The organism is Sorangium sp. So ce381, from assembly GCF_051473845.1.
Classification (GTDB): Bacteria; Myxococcota_A; Polyangia; order Polyangiales; family Polyangiaceae; genus Sorangium; species Sorangium atrum.
Genome location: NZ_CP150336.1, coordinates 12,092,103 through 12,108,017, shown reverse-complemented (window position 1 = coordinate 12,108,017; position 15,915 = coordinate 12,092,103). Strand labels below are relative to the sequence as shown.

The 15,915-nt window shown below is 73.2% G+C and carries 10 protein-coding genes; all 10 read right to left on the bottom strand.

The window, feature by feature from the left end:
* Nucleotides 1–43: 43 nt before the first annotated feature.
* The 10 genes from WMF29_RS45365 to WMF29_RS45320 all read right to left on the bottom strand — a co-directional run bounded on the left by WMF29_RS45365 (nt 44) and on the right by WMF29_RS45320 (nt 15,764).
* Entirely contained in the window at nt 44–967 is a 924-nt protein-coding gene (locus WMF29_RS45365; protein WP_437326264.1) for a DMT family transporter, read from the bottom strand.
* 72 nt (nt 968–1,039) lie between these two features.
* Nucleotides 1,040–2,752: an IgGFc-binding protein gene (locus WMF29_RS45360; protein ID WP_437326263.1), complete on the bottom strand. Its 1,713-nt coding sequence runs from the start codon at nt 2,750–2,752 to the stop codon at nt 1,040–1,042.
* A 486-nt stretch (nt 2,753–3,238) separates the two neighbouring features.
* Nucleotides 3,239–4,723 (bottom strand): IS4 family transposase, encoded by a 1,485-nt coding sequence (locus tag WMF29_RS45355; protein ID WP_437325635.1) that lies wholly within the window; start codon nt 4,721–4,723, stop codon nt 3,239–3,241.
* A gap of 188 nt (nt 4,724–4,911) precedes the next feature.
* Nucleotides 4,912–7,950 (bottom strand): excinuclease ABC subunit UvrA, encoded by a 3,039-nt coding sequence (gene uvrA, locus WMF29_RS45350; RefSeq protein WP_437326262.1) that lies wholly within the window; start codon nt 7,948–7,950, stop codon nt 4,912–4,914.
* Nucleotides 7,951–8,076: 126 nt separating this feature from the next.
* Nucleotides 8,077–8,847 (bottom strand): PP2C family protein-serine/threonine phosphatase, encoded by a 771-nt coding sequence (locus WMF29_RS45345; protein WP_437326261.1) that lies wholly within the window; start codon nt 8,845–8,847, stop codon nt 8,077–8,079.
* Nucleotides 8,848–9,304: 457 nt separating this feature from the next.
* A complete protein-coding gene (locus WMF29_RS45340) occupies nt 9,305–9,751 on the bottom strand; it encodes a hypothetical protein (protein ID WP_272096295.1) in 447 nt (148 codons plus the stop codon).
* Nucleotides 9,752–9,764: 13 nt separating this feature from the next.
* Nucleotides 9,765–10,652, bottom strand: a complete 888-nt coding sequence (locus WMF29_RS45335) for a DUF2894 domain-containing protein (RefSeq protein ID WP_437326260.1) — start codon at nt 10,650–10,652, stop codon at nt 9,765–9,767.
* Between the two features lie 149 nt (nt 10,653–10,801).
* A complete protein-coding gene (locus WMF29_RS45330) occupies nt 10,802–11,434 on the bottom strand; it encodes an OmpA family protein (RefSeq protein ID WP_437326259.1) in 633 nt (210 codons plus the stop codon).
* 115 nt (nt 11,435–11,549) lie between these two features.
* The gene (locus WMF29_RS45325) at nt 11,550–14,939 is read right to left on the bottom strand and encodes a hypothetical protein (protein ID WP_437326258.1); all 3,390 of its coding nucleotides are present in this window, start codon (nt 14,937–14,939) and stop codon (nt 11,550–11,552) included.
* 18 nt (nt 14,940–14,957) lie between these two features.
* On the bottom strand, nt 14,958–15,764 hold the full coding sequence (locus WMF29_RS45320; protein ID WP_437326257.1) for a hypothetical protein: 807 nt from the start codon (nt 15,762–15,764) through the stop codon (nt 14,958–14,960).
* Nucleotides 15,765–15,915 lie beyond the last annotated feature (151 nt).

The window sequence follows — 15,915 nt, the reverse complement described above, 5'->3', positions numbered from 1 at the left end:
CGCGCGCCAGCCGGGGGCCGCGGCGCGCCGGAGGGGGCGCGCGTCAGCTCGCGCTCGTGGCCGCGGACGAGCTCGACCCGAGGATCGCGACGGTGGCGCCGAGGAGGATGATCGCGGCGCCCGCGATCTCGAGGGCGGTGGGGGTGGCGTGGAGCCACAGGGCGCCGATGACGATCCCGCCCAGCGTCTCGCCGGGGGACACGAGCGCGACGATGGACGGGGACATGCGGCGCGCCGCGATCTGGACCGCGGTGTGGCCGACGACGGTGGGGACGAGCGCGAGGGCGACGATGGCGACGGCGGCGTGGGCCGGCGGCGGGGCGACGCCCTCGAGCGCGCCGGGCGCGAACGGGAGCGCCACGGCGAGGAAGACCGCGGCGCTGCCGTAGACGAGGGCGGCGTAGCTCCGCGCTGGCAGCGCGTCCCGGAGCGCGCGGGCGAAGGAGACGTAGAGGCCGTAGAGGAGGGTGGCGCCGACGACCAGGAGGTCGCCCGAGAGCCGGTGATCGCCGGCGCCGGCCGAGCGCCCGACGACGAGCGCGCCGACGGTGGCGAGGAGCACGCCCGCCTGCTCGGAGCGCGTGGGGCGGACGCCGAAGAACGCCCACGCGCAGAGCACGACGGCGAGCGGCTCGAGCGAGACGAGCGAGAGGGCCGCGGCGAGGGACGTGCGGTCGAGCCCCCAGAGGAAGAGCGCGAAGTGGACGGCGAGCAGGAGGCCGGCGCAGAGGACGGCGGCGCGCTGGCGCGGCGAGAGGCCGGCGGCCGAGCGGGCGATGGCGCGCAGGTCGACCAGGGAGAGCGCGATCGCGGCGAGGGCGACCCGGCCGAAGGCGATGGCGAGCGGGTGGACCGGGCGCGCATAGCGGGCGAGCGGGCCGCTCGCGGCGAAGGCGAGGCTGGCCAGGACGACGAAGAGCGCGGCGCGGCGGGCGCGACGTGCCGAGGAGCGCGGCTCGTCCGTCATGCGAGGGTGCTAGTTCAGGAGACCGGGAAAGACAACCAGCGCGACGCCCGACGACGATCACCGCGCGCGCGGTCAGCGAGGCGGGGGCGGCGGAGGCGCGATGACGACGAGGTTGAGCCCGCCAGGGTACTGGTAGCTCGTGTAGGCGCCGTAGCCGAGCACCTGGATGCCGACAGGGGCCGAGGCGGTCAGCACGTGCGCGCCGCCGTTGCCGGGGCCGAGCCGGACGCGCGCGACGCCGAAGCCGGAGCCGTTGCCGATCGGGGTCGGCGCGACGTCGACGGGGGCGTCGTCGAGCGTGATCCTCGCGTCGAGCGGCTGGATGATGTCGACGTAGCTCTCATCGTAGTCGCTCGGCGCGAGGAAGACGTACTTGGAGCGGTATTGCTCGACCGCGGTGGGGTGGCTCTGCGACGGATCTCCCTTCTGGCGAGACTCGGTGTCAGCGTCGACGATCTCGGCGCCCAGCATGAACGTGCTGACCGCGAACTCGTGGTCTCCCACGACCTCGAAATCCCGCCTCACCACGTCGAGATCGACGACCTGACCAGCGTCGATGGTGGTCGGCGCGCCGTCCGGCCTGCCGGACGGATACGTGAGCGCCGTGCCATCGACGTTGCCGTAGAGGCGCACGAGGTGGCCGATGACGTGGCCGCCGGGCGACGTCGGGACCGTGACGAAGTACCGCTTGCCCAGCGTCTCGGCGGGGAATACCGACTCTTCGATGTGGTCGCAGGCCTGGTGGCCGACGGGCGCCTGCACGCACGGTATGCCCGTCAGCACCTGGACAGGGCGGGTCGCTGTGACGAGGCTGCCGCTGAGGTCGCTCCTCGGGTGCCCGAGGACCTCGACGACGTCCCCCGCGTCGAGCTGGACGGTGAAGCTGCCGCCGCCGGTCGTCCGGGGGATGCCGTCGCCCGCGACCACCGAGCCGCCCTGGGCGACGTTCACGGTGACGCTGGTGCCGTCCTGGATCCCGCTGATGACGATGTAGCCGCCGAAGTCCGCCTCCGCCCAGCCGCGCTGGCCGGTGACGCGGTAGTTGCCTGTCATCGCGGTGCTCGGCAGGAGCAGCGACGCGTCGTTGGTGAAGGAGAAGCAGCCGAAGGGTTCCCCGTCGTTGGCCGCGCACGCCTCGTTGCCGGGGCAGGAGGACCAGTCCTTCCCGGACGGGCCGCCCTCCCCCTTGTACTCGAGCGCGTTGAATTGATAGACGGTGACCGGCCTGGTCGAGACGAGGTGGTAAGCGCCGCCGTCGACGCGGACGGAGCTCGTGATCGAGTCGCCCCCGGTGCAATGGGTGGCGTCGGGCCCCTTCAGCTCGCGCACCCAGGGGAGGTAGATCTTGCTCAGGCTGTTGGGCTTGACCTCGGCGCGCGCCACGGCGGCGCCGGCGCGCGTCACCTCGACCTCGGCGATCTCGTCGCCGGCGTTCGCGACGACGACCGCATAGTCGAAGATCGACCAGACGATGTTCGCGGTGACCGTGGGCCAGAAGTCACAGCCGATATAGGACTTGCTCGCGGCGGCCTCCGCGCACGTCTTCGGGTCGCCGGCCAGCTCGGGGCCGACGGCGTCGCCCCCGGTGCCGGCGCCGATGTCGTCGCCGAAACCGCCGGAGCTCATCGACCCGACGTCGTCGCCGCCCGAGCCGGCGCCGGCGCTGGAGGTGGTCCCGGGCCGAGGGGCGCCCGCCGACGAGCCGCTGGCGGAGCACGCCGCCGCCGAGGCGGCGCCCACCCAAAGTCCTACGCCGAGAAATAGAGCATGCTTCGAGATCTGCATGGGCCCTCCCGTCAACGGATCTCGAGCGCAGGGGCCTGTACGACAGCCCCGCTGGCGCGAGATATCATGATGTCTTCTTGCTGAAGGTGCTGGTCGGGTGCTCGCGCACTCCTGGACACGATGGTGTCCATCGATCCCGGCTACGCGCTTTTGTGCCGCGGCGCAAGCCGATCGAATAAATCCGTTATGGGCGCCACCAATGAATATCGCGCTTATCCGGAATGGATGGTCGGCAGGCGACGCAAATCACAAGTGCGCCTGTCTCAGGCCTGTCGGAGTGAGCCGTCGCAGACGTTCTCTGCCCCACTCTGCCCCAGATGATCCATCGTCGAGCGGCCAGCGCCTGCACAGGGCATAGGCGTTAACCAAGCTCGTTCAGTTGCACTCAGCGCACGAAGCCCGCGCCCTCTACCCCACCATCGGTCACCAACGTGAACGTGGTCGTGAACGTAAACGTAAACGTAAACGTGGTCGTCTGAGGATTGATCACATTTCCCCCTTAGTTTTCGCTGTGTTGGCGACGGCGGCGTTCCAGCCCATCTCCAGCATGAGCAAGGTCTGCATTCCGCGCGCGAGCGTCAGCCAACCGGGGGGACCGTTGCGCTTGAGGTGTCCACCGAGACCGGCAACGGCGTAGAGCGCATCGACTACCGTCGCCCCCTGCGCCGGCAGCTTCTTGGGCTGGTGCTGGTGCAGCAGCTTCAGCTGCGTGGGGTTCAGGGCTCGTTCCGCGGGCGCGTTGGGCTCAAGGCGCGACAGAGAGCGCAGCAGCAGCATCTGCCACGCGATCGGGGCGAACAGCGCCAGCGCGTTCGTCAGGCTCCGGAAGCTCTCGAGCTGGCGCGTCTCGAGGGCGCAGCCGGTCTTGAGCGCCTTGAAGAACTCCTCGATGAGCCACCGTGCCCGGTAATGGTCGACGATCGCAGCGATCTGGTCGGGCGTGTCGACGGGCTCGTTGGTCGCCAGCACCCACGCGACCGGCTCTTCGCCCGCTGGCGTGTCGATCTCCTGCACACACACGATGTTGACTGCGAGCTCTTCGGCCAGCTCGGGCAGGTAGTACGGACGGCGCAGCGCCACGCGCCGGGCGCCGACGCCCAGCGTGGCCCTCCGCTCCGAGCGCTCGGGGTGCGCACGCTTGCTCGCAGGTACAGGGCCGGTGCGGCGTTGGGTGAGCACGACCTCGCGGCTAAGCCGGATCGGCAGCTCGACCAGCGCCTCGCTCAGCCGAAGCGGTGCGCTGTCGTCGAGCGATTCCTCCTCGTCCTCGGCCAACTCCAACACGTTCCGATCCCGCGCCATGCGCACGACGAAGCGGTGGCCCTGCTCGACCATGGCGCACAGAAGCGGGTAGGCGTCGGCCTCGCGATCCATGATGTGCAGCAGCGACGTGCGGTCGCCCACGGCCTGCTCGGCCGCCTCCACCTGCCGCAGCCAGCGCGTCGATTCCTTGTCGGTCACGCGCGCATAGTCGCTGCCCGTCCTGTTCTTCTTGCGTGGGCTCTTGGACAGGGCGGAGGCTTTGCGGGCCCAGCAGGCCAGCCCCAGCAGTCCGAGCGGCTGGTTGATCGCGTCGGTGGCCACGGCGAGCGTCGCGTGCGCCAAAAAGCCCTGGGTGTGCTTGCCGTTGAGCGGGCCGAGCCCTTTGCGTGCGCCGTCGCCGTCGAAAGCGACCGCGGTGGTGTCATGCACCGCGCGAACCGTGTCGTGACCGGCCATCCGCTCGAGGGTCTGCTCGCTGTGGGCTTGCACCAGCGCACCATACGACACGCGCTTGTTGCCAAGGAGCCGGTAGAAGCCCTCCAGCTCTGCTTCTGTCTTCAGCGAGTCCGGGAAGCTCTCGCCCGGCGCGACGCTCAGCCGTGCCACCACCGCCCGGACCCGCTGATGCAGGCGCGCGTCGCCCAGCTGCACCGTCTCGAACTCGCGCACGAGCGACGGCGTCGCTTCCGGCACATCGGGATTTCCCATGACATTTCAGACGCTTGGCGGGTCCGAAACGGATCAAAAAAAGATGTGCGGGATCTTCAGACGTGGTCGTGGTCGTGGTCGTGGTCGTTCACGGTCTACCGTTGACGACCACGACCACGACCACGTTTACGACCACGACCACGTTTACGACCACGTTCGAATGTAGGAGAACGCGGCGCGAGGCTTGGTTAACGCGGGAGAAGGGGGCTAAGGAACTGCCCTGTATACGAGCCCTTCACCTTCGCGACATGCTCCGGCGTCCCCTCGGCGATGACCCGGCCTCCTCCGGCGCCGCCCTCGGGGCCGAGATCGATCACCCAGTCCGCACACTTGATGACGTCGAGGCTGTGCTCGATGACCACCACCGTGTTCCCCGCTTCGACCAGCCGGTGGAGCACGCCGAGCAGCTTGCGGATATCCTCGAAATGCAGGCCCGTCGTTGGCTCGTCGAGGACGTAGAGCGTTCGCCCCGTCTGGCTCTTGCCGAGCTCCCGGCTCAGCTTCACGCGCTGCGCCTCGCCGCCGCTCATCGTCGGCGCGCTCTGGCCGATCTTCATGTACCCGAGGCCGACCTCGACCAGCGTCTCCAGGACGCGGCGCAGCGCGACGTGGTGCTCGAAGAGACGCAGGCAATCCTCGATGCTGGTGTCGAGGATATCCGCGATGCTCTTGCCCTTGTACCGCACCGCCAGCGTCTGCGCGCTGTACCGCTTGCCGGCGCACACCTCGCACGGGACATAGACGTCGGCGAGGAAGTGCATCTCCACCTTCACCATGCCGTCGCCGCTGCACGCCTCGCAGCGCCCGCCCTTCACGTTGAAGCTGAACCGCCCCGGGCCATAGCCGCGCGCGCGCGACTCCGGCAGCTCGGCGAAGATCTCGCGGATCTGGTCGAACGCCTTCGTGTACGTCCCCGGGTTCGAGCGCGGCGTGCGGCCGATCGGCTTCTGGTCGATCGCGATGACCTTGTCGAGCGCCTCGAGCCCCTGGATCGCGCGGTGCGCGCCGACCGGCTCGGTGCTGTGGTGAAGCGCCCGGCCCAGCGCCGGCAAAAGGATGCCGTTCACCAGCGAGCTCTTGCCCGCGCCGCTCACCCCGGTCACCGCGAGCAGCACCCCGAGCGGGAAACGGACGTCGATGCTCCTCAGGTTGTGCTCGGCCGCGCCGAGGATCTCCAGCCACCCGCGCGGCGCGCGCCGCGCCTCGGGCACCTCGATGCGCGCGCGCCCCGCCAGGTACGCCCCGGTCACGCTCTCGGGGTCACGCGCGATCTCCTCGGGCGTCCCCGCGGCCATCACCCGGCCGCCGAGGTGACCCGCCCCCGGGCCGAAATCCACCACGTAGTCGGCAGCCCGGATCGTCTCCTCGTCGTGCTCCACCACGAGCACCGTGTTGCCCAGATCTCTGAGGCGCCGCAGCGTCTCGATGAGGCGCTGGTTGTCCCGCTGGTGCAGGCCGATGCTCGGCTCGTCGAGCACGTACATCACCCCGGAGAGCTCGCTGCCGAGCTGGCTCGCCAGCCGGATGCGCTGCGCCTCGCCGCCGCTCAACGTCGGCCCGGAGCGGTCGAGCGTCAGGTAGTCGAGCCCCACGTTCAGGAGAAAGCTGAGCCGGCTCGTGATCTCGCGGCGCACCCCCTCCGTGATCTTCTGCCGGTTGCCCGGCAGCTCCAGCCGGGCGAAGTGCTCGTAGGCGTCCCTCACCGTCATCGAGGTGACGTCGGCGATCCCCTTGCCGGCGACGCGCACCGCGAGCGACTCGGGGCGCATCCGCCGGGAGCCGCAGGCGTCGCACGGGCGCTCGCTCATGAACTTGCGGTAAGCCTCCCGCGCCGACTCGGACGACGACTGCTGGAACCGGCGCATCAGGCTGGGGATCACGCCCTCGAACTTCATGCCCCAGGTGCCGTGCGTCTCGGTCCCCTCCTTCCCCCACGTCACCGCGATGCGCTTGCCGGAGAGGCCATGGAGCACCATCTCCTGCTTCTTCGCCCCGAGCTTGCGCCAGGGCACGTCGAGGTCGACGGAGCACGCCTTGGCCACGGCGTCGATGATGCGGAACGTCCAGCCCTCCCCGCGCGCCATGGCCGACGCCCAGGGGGCGATGGCGCCCTCCCGGATCGACAGCGCAGGATCCGGGATCACGAGGGCCGGATCGATCTCGAGGCGGGTGCCGAGGCCGTTGCAGGCGCCGCACATGCCGAGCGGGCTGTTGAACGAGAAGCTCTGCGGCGAGAGCTCGGGGAAGCTCTGGCTGCAGCAGGAGCGCGCGGCGCTGAACAGCAGCGGGGCGTCGGGGCGACGCCGCTTCCCGGACGCCCCCTCGTCGGCCTGGAGCTCGACCCGGAGCTCGCCGCGCCCCTCCTGGAGCGCGAGCTCGACCCCCTCCGTGATGCGCTGGCGCTCGTCCGACCGCACGACCAGCCGGTCCACCACGAGCGCGATGGTGTGCTTGAGCTTCTTGTCGAGCTTCGGCAGCTCGTCGAGCCGGTGCTGCGCCCCGTCGATCTCGACCCGCACGAAGCCGCGGCCCCGGAGCTCCTCGAACAGGTCCTTGAACTCCCCCTTCCGGTGCGTCACGAGCGGCGCGAGCAGCACGAACTTCGTCCCCTCCGGCATCCCGAGGAGCTCGTCGACGATCTGCTCCGAGCTCTGCGCCTTCACCGGCTTGCCGCAGAGGTGGCAATGCTGCTCGCCGGCGCGCGCATAGAGCACGCGCAGGTAATCGTAGACCTCCGTGATCGTGCCGACCGTGGAGCGCGGGTTGCTCGACGCGCTCTTCTGCTCGATGGCAATGGTCGGCGACAGGCCGCGCAGGTGCTCGACCTGCGGGCGCTCGAGCTGACCCAGGAACTGGCGCGCGTAAGAGCTCAGCGTCTCGACGTAACGCCGCTGCCCCTCGGCGTAGAGCGTGTCGAACGCCAGGCTCGACTTGCCCGAGCCGCTCACCCCCGTGAACACAACGAGCTTCCGCTTGGGCACCTCCAGCCGATCGATGCGGAGGTTGTGCTCCCGCGATCCGAGCACCTCGATGAAATCCGGCTCCCGCGCCGCGTCGAGGAGCTTGAGCGCCGGCCGGTGGTGCTCCGCAGGATCGAGCTCCGTCGCCGCCGGCCCGGCGCGCCGCGCGCCCGATGAGCTGCCCTTCCCGGGCTTGCTCAGCGCCCCGCTCCGGGACGGGGATTCGATGGATTGCGGGTGTGTGGAGCCGTTCGTTCGCGCGCCCATTGGATTCCCCACCGCCATTAACACGGTGGCGCGCTCTCCGGCACGCTGTGTTCCATGGAAAAACCGGCGAGCTGAGCGCAATGCTGTCGCCCGCACACCGCCGGAGCGGCGGGGCGGGCGCGCGGATCAGCGCCTGGCGGGGCCGCCGGGCGAAGCGCGCCAGCGCACGACAACGCAGGTGACGTTATCGGGGCCACCGTTCTCGTTGGCACGCTTGACGAGCCGCGACGCGATCTCGGCCGGATCGGCGTGGGTCGCCAGAATACTTGCGATATCTTGCGCCGGCACCACGCCGGACAGGCCGTCTGAGCAGAGCAGCAGGACATCCCCTCCCTCGATGGCGTCGATCCGCGTCTCCACGTCGACCGCCTCGTCGGTGCCGAGGGCGCGGGTGATCACGTGCTGGAGCGGGAACGAGCTCGCCTGCTCGGGGAGGAGGTGGCCGAGCCGGATGCACTCGTTGACCAGCGAGTGATCCCGCGTGAGCTGCTCGAGGCGATGATCGCGGAGGCGGTATACGCGGCTGTCGCCCACGTGCGCGACGGCGATGAAGCCGTCGCGCGCCAGCACGGCCGCGATCGTGGTGCCCATGCCGCGCTTCTCCCGGTCGCGCCGCGCCGCGGAGAAGATGCGGCCGTTCGCGAGCTGGATGCCCGCGACGAGCAGGGGGAGCCCCTGATCGACGTAGCGGGCCTCCGAGCCCCGCGTCGTGGGCGGCCCCACGCCGACGGCGATAGGCCAGGTGGAGTCCGGATCGTCGAAGAAATCACGCACCGTATCGATCGCCATGCGCGAGGCGACCTCCCCGGCGGCGCGCCCTCCCATGCCGTCGGCCAGGAGGAACAGCCCACGGTGCTCGAGGATCGCGAAGCTGTCCTCGTTCGTGTCTCTGACCATGCCAGGATGGGTGATCCCGGCGACTTCAAAAACGAGGTGACGCTGCACGGCGCTTCCCTCCAGCTTGCTCGCAGGCACGCTCTGCCGGACTGCCGGACGACGGGCGCGCGTCTTCCGTCATCGCGTCATCCACACCCTTCCGGCACACCCTTCCGGCGCCTTCATCGGACCGATCGCGCGACACGGGGTGCTTCGTCTGCTCATCTTGCCGCCCGCTCCGACTGCTCGTAGCGAGCCTACGCGCCAAGGATCGGTCGCGTCCACCAGATCAGGCCTCGGGCCGCGCCCGCCCGCGGCTGTCCGCGCCGGGCTCGGCGCGGACGGCGATCGCGCCTCACGCTGCGCGCCCGTCACCGTTCCGTTTCCAACGTCTCGATTTGCCGCGGCTTCGGGGCAGCCTCCCGCCGGGCCGCCGGGCCGCCGGGGCCGACCGGGCCGCCGGCGCGCGGCGGCCTCGTCACGGGACCGCGAACCGCTCGGCGCCGCCGCCGGAGCACGCGCTCAGCGCGAAGCCGAACCGCCGGTCCTCGGTGCCGTCCTGCATGATCCGCTCGAGGTTGCGGCACTCGTGGCGGAAGACGCCCCGGAGCGCGTAGCGATCCTTGCTGTTCACGACGACCACGACGCCCGTGAGCGTGACCTCGAGGCGGTAGGTGACGGGGTCGCCTTCGATGGTGTACCGCGTGGTCGTGAACTCGGACGGGTCGTGGTTCCTGTACGCCTGCCAGATGCACTCGCGCGCCGCGCCGTTGTAGCCGTCGCCGTGCTTGACCACCTCGGTGCCGCACTGCTTGAGCGGCGGCGTGAGCGGCCCGCTCTGCACCTTGTCGGGCGAGGACGAGCAGGAGCCTGCGAGCAGGAAGAGCGCGAGGGAAGCGAGCGATCGGCCTGGCGAGCGAAGCATGGGGACTACTTACCTAACGCGATCCGCGAAAAAGGGATTCTTTTTTTCGGGCGGACCGGGCTGGCCGTCGGCGAGGGGCAGCGTCGCTGCTGGTGTTCCGCGGGGCGGCCTTTTTCCGCGCTGGCTTCTCGGGCTGCGGCTCGAGCGCGGCGGCCAGGGCGCCGAGGTCCTGGAGGCTGGCCACGAGCGCGCGCAGGTAGTGCTCCGAGAGCCGCTCGGCGGCGCAGAGCGCCCGGGCAGCGAGCACCTGGGCGTTGTAGGGGCCGGCGTCCTCCGGCACGTTGTCGGCCGCGCGCGCGACGGCGAGCGTGGCGCGAGCGCTCACCAGCGACTCGTGGAACAGCGCGGTGGACAGCGCGCTGCTGAGGGCCTGGGCTTGCCGCTTCACCCGGCGCTCGACGACGTCGCCGTCGCACGGGAGCTCCGCGAGATCGCGCGCGAGCGGCTCGGGGAGGCGCACGTCGCGCGCGGCCACCTCGCCGCGGAGGCGCGCGAGCGAGGGGACGGCGGTCGTCTTCCGCTCGGCGGCGAGCGCGCGCAGGCGGCGGCGCGCGGTCCTCACGACGGCGGGGAAATCGCCGAGCGCGAGCGCCGCGGCCAGGGCGCCGTCGTGAGGGAGGCCGGCGTCGGCGAGGGCGCGGAGGTGGGCCTCGGCATCGGCGCGGGCGCGGTGGAAGGCGGCGTCGAGCGCCGCGAGCCGCGCGGAGGCGCGGGCAGCGAGGCGCGCGCGGGCGCCGCCGTCGAGGGCGCGAGCGCGCTCGAGGAGCGCCTCGACGAGGCGGTAGCCCGCCGGGTCGAAGCGGTGGGCGCCGGCCGCCCGCAGGGCGGCGAGGCGCGCGTCGGCCGGGGGCGACCCGGGTTGGGAGGACGCGGGCGACCCAGGTTGGGACGACGCGGCCAACCCGGGTTGGGGCGACGTGGCCAACCCGGGTTGGGGCGACGTGGCCAACCCGGGTTGGGGCGACGCGGCCAACCCGGGTTGGGACGACGCGGCCAACCCGGGTTGGGAGGGCATGGGCATTGTCGGCGAAAAATCCGCCGTGGATGTCATCAGGGCGCGCCTCGCCGCGGGATCGGCGAGATCTCCACCCGGCGGTTCTTCGCCCGGTTCTCGCTCGTGTCGTTGGGCGCCACCGGGTGCCGCTCTCCGAAGCCGGCCGCGAACAGCGACGTGTCGGGGACACCCGCCGCGGCGAGCGCCCGTGTCACCGTGAGCGCTCGCTGCGCCGACAGCTCCCAGTTGTCGGCATATCCGCGGGACGAGCTCGTGAGCGGGCGGTCGTCCGTGAAACCGCTCACCATGATGAGCTCGTCATGAAGATCGAGGTACGCCTTGAGCGGGCCGGCCAGCGCGCGGAGCAGCGTGATGCCGGCAGGCTGAAGCTCGGCCGAGTTGAGCTCGAACAGGATGCTGCCGCGGATCCCGATGCGCCCCTCCGTCAGGGTGATCCGTCCCTCGGCGAGCGGTCCGGCCAGGGCGCGCTCGAGCGACTCCAGACGCGCGCGCTCCGTCGCGCGGGTGGCGCGCTCGGCGGCGAGATCGCGGGCCAGATCGACCTGAAACGAGATCGCCCAGACGAAAAAGAGCACGAAGAGGCCGAAGAGACAGGCCATGAGGTCGCCGAAGACCGGCCAGACCGCCGCCTGCTCGGGCACATCGTCCTCGGCCGGCGTCAGGGACATCGCATCGCTCTCGCGGCAGACGTCAGCAAACGCGGTGAGATCTCGCCACGATCCTCGGAGCCCACGATCGCGAGGCGCGGGAGACCAGGGCCGGACGCACGCGAGGCGCGGCCCATCAGCTCGTCTTGCTCCTCAGCGCCCGCAGCTCGGAGAAGAGCTCGCGCTGGAACTGCAGCGAGTGATCGAAGACCTCACGGGTCTGGTCGAGGTAGGCGCCGAGGAGGTCCGTCGCCTCGCCGTGCTCCCGGCGCTCGATCGCGTCCTCGATCGCCCCCAGGCTGTTCAGCCAGCGATCGCTCGCGTCGCGGTAACGGTCGACCGCGATGGTGAACATTTCCGCCACAGCCGTCATCTCGGCGCCGCCGGCCCGCACGAGCTCCGAGGCCTCCCGCACGACCGCTGCGGTTGCCTCGAGGCTCTCGCCAAGGCCGCGGGCGTGGGCGCTGAGCCGCTCGGCGAGCCCATCGGCCGCCTCCCGCCGCGCTCCATCCAGCCGCTCCTCGAACGCCAGCAGCCGCGCCGCCTGCTCCGCAAGCTGCGCCCGCGCCGCCTCGCCCAGCGCCGCCACGCGCGCCTCCGCGCGCGCCTCGCGCTCCGCGCCGCTGCGCTCCGCCGCCTCCGCCAGCGCAGCTACGCGCTCCGCCTGCTCCCGCGCGCTCCCCGCCATCCCCGCCGTCGCTTCCGACAGCTTCTCCAGCAGCGCGTCCAGCCGCGCGTCCCGCGCTGCGTCCGCCTCCGCACGCGCCGACAGCCGCTCCGACGCCTCCCCGATCAGCCGCGATGCCGCCTCCGGCGCCGCCTGCGCCGCCCGCGCCGCCTCCGACAGCGCGCCCGAGAGCGCCTCGCCCAGCGCCGTCAGGTGCGCCGCACGCTCCGCGTCCAGCCCCGCCTGCCGCTCCGCAGCTTCCGCTGCGCGCGCCGCGTGCGCTCGCTCCAGCCGCTCGATCGCCTCCCCCACCACCGACGACAGCCGCTCCGCCTGACCCTCCAGCCTCGACGCCGACGCCGTCTCGAGCTCGTGCCGGCGCGCGGCGGCCTCCTGGTCGAGCCGAGCGAGCCGCTTCGCGGCGCCCTCTTCCATCTGCTCGAGCCGCTTCGCGGCGCCCTCTCCCATCCGCTCCAGCCGCGACGCCACGCCCCCTTCCAGCTGCGCGAGGCTCTCGCCGAGGCCGCGGGCATGGGCGCTGAGCCGCTCGGCGAGCCCGTCGGCCGCCTCCCGCCGCGCTCCGTCCAGCCGCTCCTCGAACGCCAGCAGCCGCGCCGCCTGCTCCGCAAGCTGCGCCCGCGCCGCCTCGCCCAGCGCAGCCACGCGCGCCTCCGCCCGCGCCTCGCGCTCCGCGCCGCTGCGCTCCGCCGCCTCCGCCAGCGCAGCCACCCGCTCCGCCTGCTCCCGCGCGCTCCCGGCCATCCCCGCCGTCGCTTCCGACAGCTTCTCCAGCAGCGCGTCCAGCCGCGCGTCCCGCGCTGCGTCCGCCTCCGCACGCGCCGACAGCCGCTCCGACGCTTCCCCGATCAGCCGCGACGCCGCCTCCGGCGCCGCCTGCGCCGCCCTCGCCGCCTCCGACAGCGCGCCCGACAGCGACTCGCCCAGCGCCGTCAGGTGCGCCGCGCGCTCCGCGTCCAGCCCCGCCTGCCGCTCCGCAGCTTCCGCTGCGCGCGCCGCGTGCGCTCGCTCCAGCCGCTCGATCGCCTCCCCCACCACCGACGACAGCCGCTCCGCCTGATCCTCCAGCCTCGACGCCGACGCCGTCTCGAGCTCGTGCCGGCGCGCGGCGGCCTCCTGGTCGAGCCGAGCGAGCCGCTTCGCAGCGCCCTCTTCCATCTGCTCCAGACGCGACGCCACGCCCCCTTCCATCTGCTCCAGACGCGACGCCACGCCCCCTTCCATCCGCTCCAGCCGCGACGCCACGCCCCCTTCCAGCTGCGCGAGGCTCTCGCCGAGGCCGCGGGCATGGGCGCTGAGCCGCTCGGCGAGCCCGTCGGCCGCCTCCCGCCGCGCTCCGTCCAGCCGCTCCTCGAACGCCAGCAGCCGCGCTGCCTGCTCCGCAAGCTGCGCCCGCGCCGCCTCGCCCAGCGCCGCCACGCGCGCCTCCGCGCGCGCCTCGCGCTCCGCGCCGCTGCGCTCCGCCGCCTCCGCCAGCGCAGCCACCCGCTCCGCCTGCTCCCGCGCGCTCCCGGCCATCCCCGCCGTCGCTTCCGACAGCTTCTCCAGCAGCGCGTCCAGCCGCGCGTCCCGCGCTGCGTCCGCCTCCGCGCGCGCCGACAGCCGCTCCGACGCCTCCCCGATCAGCCGCGACGCCGCCTCCGGCGCCGCCTGCGCCGCCCTCGCCGCCTCCGACAGCGCGCCCGAGAGCGACTCGCCCAGCGCCGTCAGGTGCGCCGCACGCTCCGCGTCCAGCCCCGCCTGCCGCTCCGCCGCTTCCGCTGCGCGCGCCGCGTGCGCCTGCTCCAGCCGCTCGATCGCCTCCCCCACCACCGATGACAGCCGCTCCGCCTGGCCCTCCAGCCTCGCGGCCGACGCGACATCCGCCTCCCGCCTCGCGCGCGCCTCCTCGTCGAGGCGCCGCTCGACCGCCTGCAGCGCGCCGCCCGCGGCCGCGCCGGCGCGCTCCACCGCCTCCGCCAGGATCGGCCTGATCACGCTCGCCGCGACGTCGGCGGTCTGCCGGAGGCCCGCGGCGATGTCGCCGCGGACCTCGGCCGCGGCCGCCGCGAACGACGCGGCGGCCTGGCGCGCGCCCTCCACCTGGACCGCGAGCAGCCGCTCCTCGAGGCGCTCGAGGCGGCCCGTGGCCTCGCGGAGCGACGCCGCCGCGGCGGGGAGCGCCTCGCCCTGCCGCGCCAGCGCCTCCAGCGCCGCGAGCTGCCGCCCCGCCACCGTGAGCTCCGCGAGCGGGCCCGACGCGTAGGCCTGGAGCGCCGCCGCGGCCCGCGCCTCGGCCCGGCGCAGGAGCACGCCGGCGAGCCCGAGCATCCCCGACGCCGCGACGCCCGCCGCCGAGGTGCCGAACGCGCGCGAGAGGCCCTGCATGGGCGCGGCCAGGCTCTCCCGCAGCGCGTCGACGTCGGCGCTCATCGTCAGCGCCTCGCGGGCCCCCCGCAGCGTCTCGAACAGGCCGAGGAACGTGCCGAGCAGCCCGATCATCACGAGCAGGCCGACGAGGTACGACGCGAACGCGGCGCTCGCCGGGGGCAGCGCAGCGCCGGCGATCCGCGCCTCGAGCATCGATCGCAGCGGCGCGCCGCTCTGCTCGATCGCCGCCCGCGTCGCCGGCCGCGGCAGCGCGCCGAGCTCGCGCTCGATCCGGGCAGCCCGCCCCGCGCGCACGAACAGCTCCAGCGTGCCCAGCGCGAGCCCCAGCGCGATGAGCTGCACGAGGCGGTACGCGAGCGGGTCCGCCCCGCGGTAGACGAACGCTGCCCGCCCCACCAGGGCGAGGCCGACCCCGCCGGTGAGGAGCACCAGGATCCGCGTCGTCCACTGCCGCGCCGTCGCGAGCCGCATCGTGAAGCTCCCCGCGAGCTACGCGGGCGCGCCCGCCGCCGCCGCCCCGTCGACCAGCGAGAGGAGCCGGCCCGCCTCGTGCGCGAGCACCGCCTGGACCACGAGCTCCATGCGCTGGAGCTCCCGCAGGAGCCACTGCTCCTGCCCGAACCAGCCCGCGACGTCCTCGAGCCCGGCCCCCTCCGGCAGCGCGCCCACGGCCGCGCGGAAGGCCCGCGCGAAGGCGCGCGAGAGCCCGGGGACGAGCTCGGCGAGCGCGCGCTCGCGCCGCTTCTGGGTGGCGGAGGAGATCGCGGCGTCGAGCCGCTCGAGCCGCGCCGCGTCCGGGCCGAGCGCCCGCAGCGAAGGCGCGAGCTCCTCGCGCAGCGCGCGCGTCTCGAGCCGGATGCGGCCGAGGACGCGACCCACGAGCTCTCCGAACGGCTCCCAGAGCTGCCCTGCCGCGGACGCGAGCGGGCGCCCCCCGCGGTCGCGGGCCGCGCGGGCAGGCAACACCCCGGTCTGCTCCAGCGTCGCGTGCACCGCCGCCGCGTCGGGGAGCTTGTTCCGCCGGTGGAACGGGGCGGCGAACACCTGGTCGAGCGCCTCCGCGAGCTCGCCGAGGCGATCGGCGGCGAGCGCCCGGACCTCGGCGCGCGCGCCCTCGGACGCCCGCGGAGGCGCGGCGTGGCGGTCGAGGAGCGAGAGCTCGCGCGCGAGCGAGACGCTCCCGTGCAGGTCCATGAGCCCGGCCAGGACCGCCGCAGGATCGGCGAGGTCCGCGAGCGGCGCGCGCGGGCCCTCCGCGAGCGCCGAGACGGCGGCCGCGAGGGGGCGCGAGATCAAAGGCCCGCGGCGCGAGGCCCCGGCTACGGGGTGAAGCGTTCGCACAGCGGCGCGTTGTTAGCCGTCGCGGCGCGGAGCCGCAAGCCTGTCCGTCGCCCCGCCCGCGGCGCGCGTCCCGCGGCTCTCGCGCGCCGCGCGCCGCGCGCCTCAT

Excerpts from the sequence above, each read along its gene's own strand:
- WMF29_RS45365 (WP_437326264.1), bottom strand. The coding sequence starts at position 967 with ATGACGGACGAGCCGCGCTCCTCGGCACGTCGCGCCCGCCGCGCCGCG.
- WMF29_RS45360 (WP_437326263.1), bottom strand. The coding sequence starts at position 2,752 with ATGCAGATCTCGAAGCATGCTCTATTTCTCGGCGTAGGACTTTGGGTG.
- WMF29_RS45355 (WP_437325635.1), bottom strand. The coding sequence starts at position 4,723 with ATGGGAAATCCCGATGTGCCGGAAGCGACGCCGTCGCTCGTGCGCGAG.
- uvrA (WP_437326262.1), bottom strand. The coding sequence starts at position 7,950 with ATGGGCGCGCGAACGAACGGCTCCACACACCCGCAATCCATCGAATCC.
- WMF29_RS45345 (WP_437326261.1), bottom strand. The coding sequence starts at position 8,847 with ATGGTCAGAGACACGAACGAGGACAGCTTCGCGATCCTCGAGCACCGT.
- WMF29_RS45340 (WP_272096295.1), bottom strand. The coding sequence starts at position 9,751 with ATGCTTCGCTCGCCAGGCCGATCGCTCGCTTCCCTCGCGCTCTTCCTG.
- WMF29_RS45330 (WP_437326259.1), bottom strand. The coding sequence starts at position 11,434 with ATGTCCCTGACGCCGGCCGAGGACGATGTGCCCGAGCAGGCGGCGGTC.
- WMF29_RS45325 (WP_437326258.1), bottom strand. The coding sequence starts at position 14,939 with ATGCGGCTCGCGACGGCGCGGCAGTGGACGACGCGGATCCTGGTGCTC.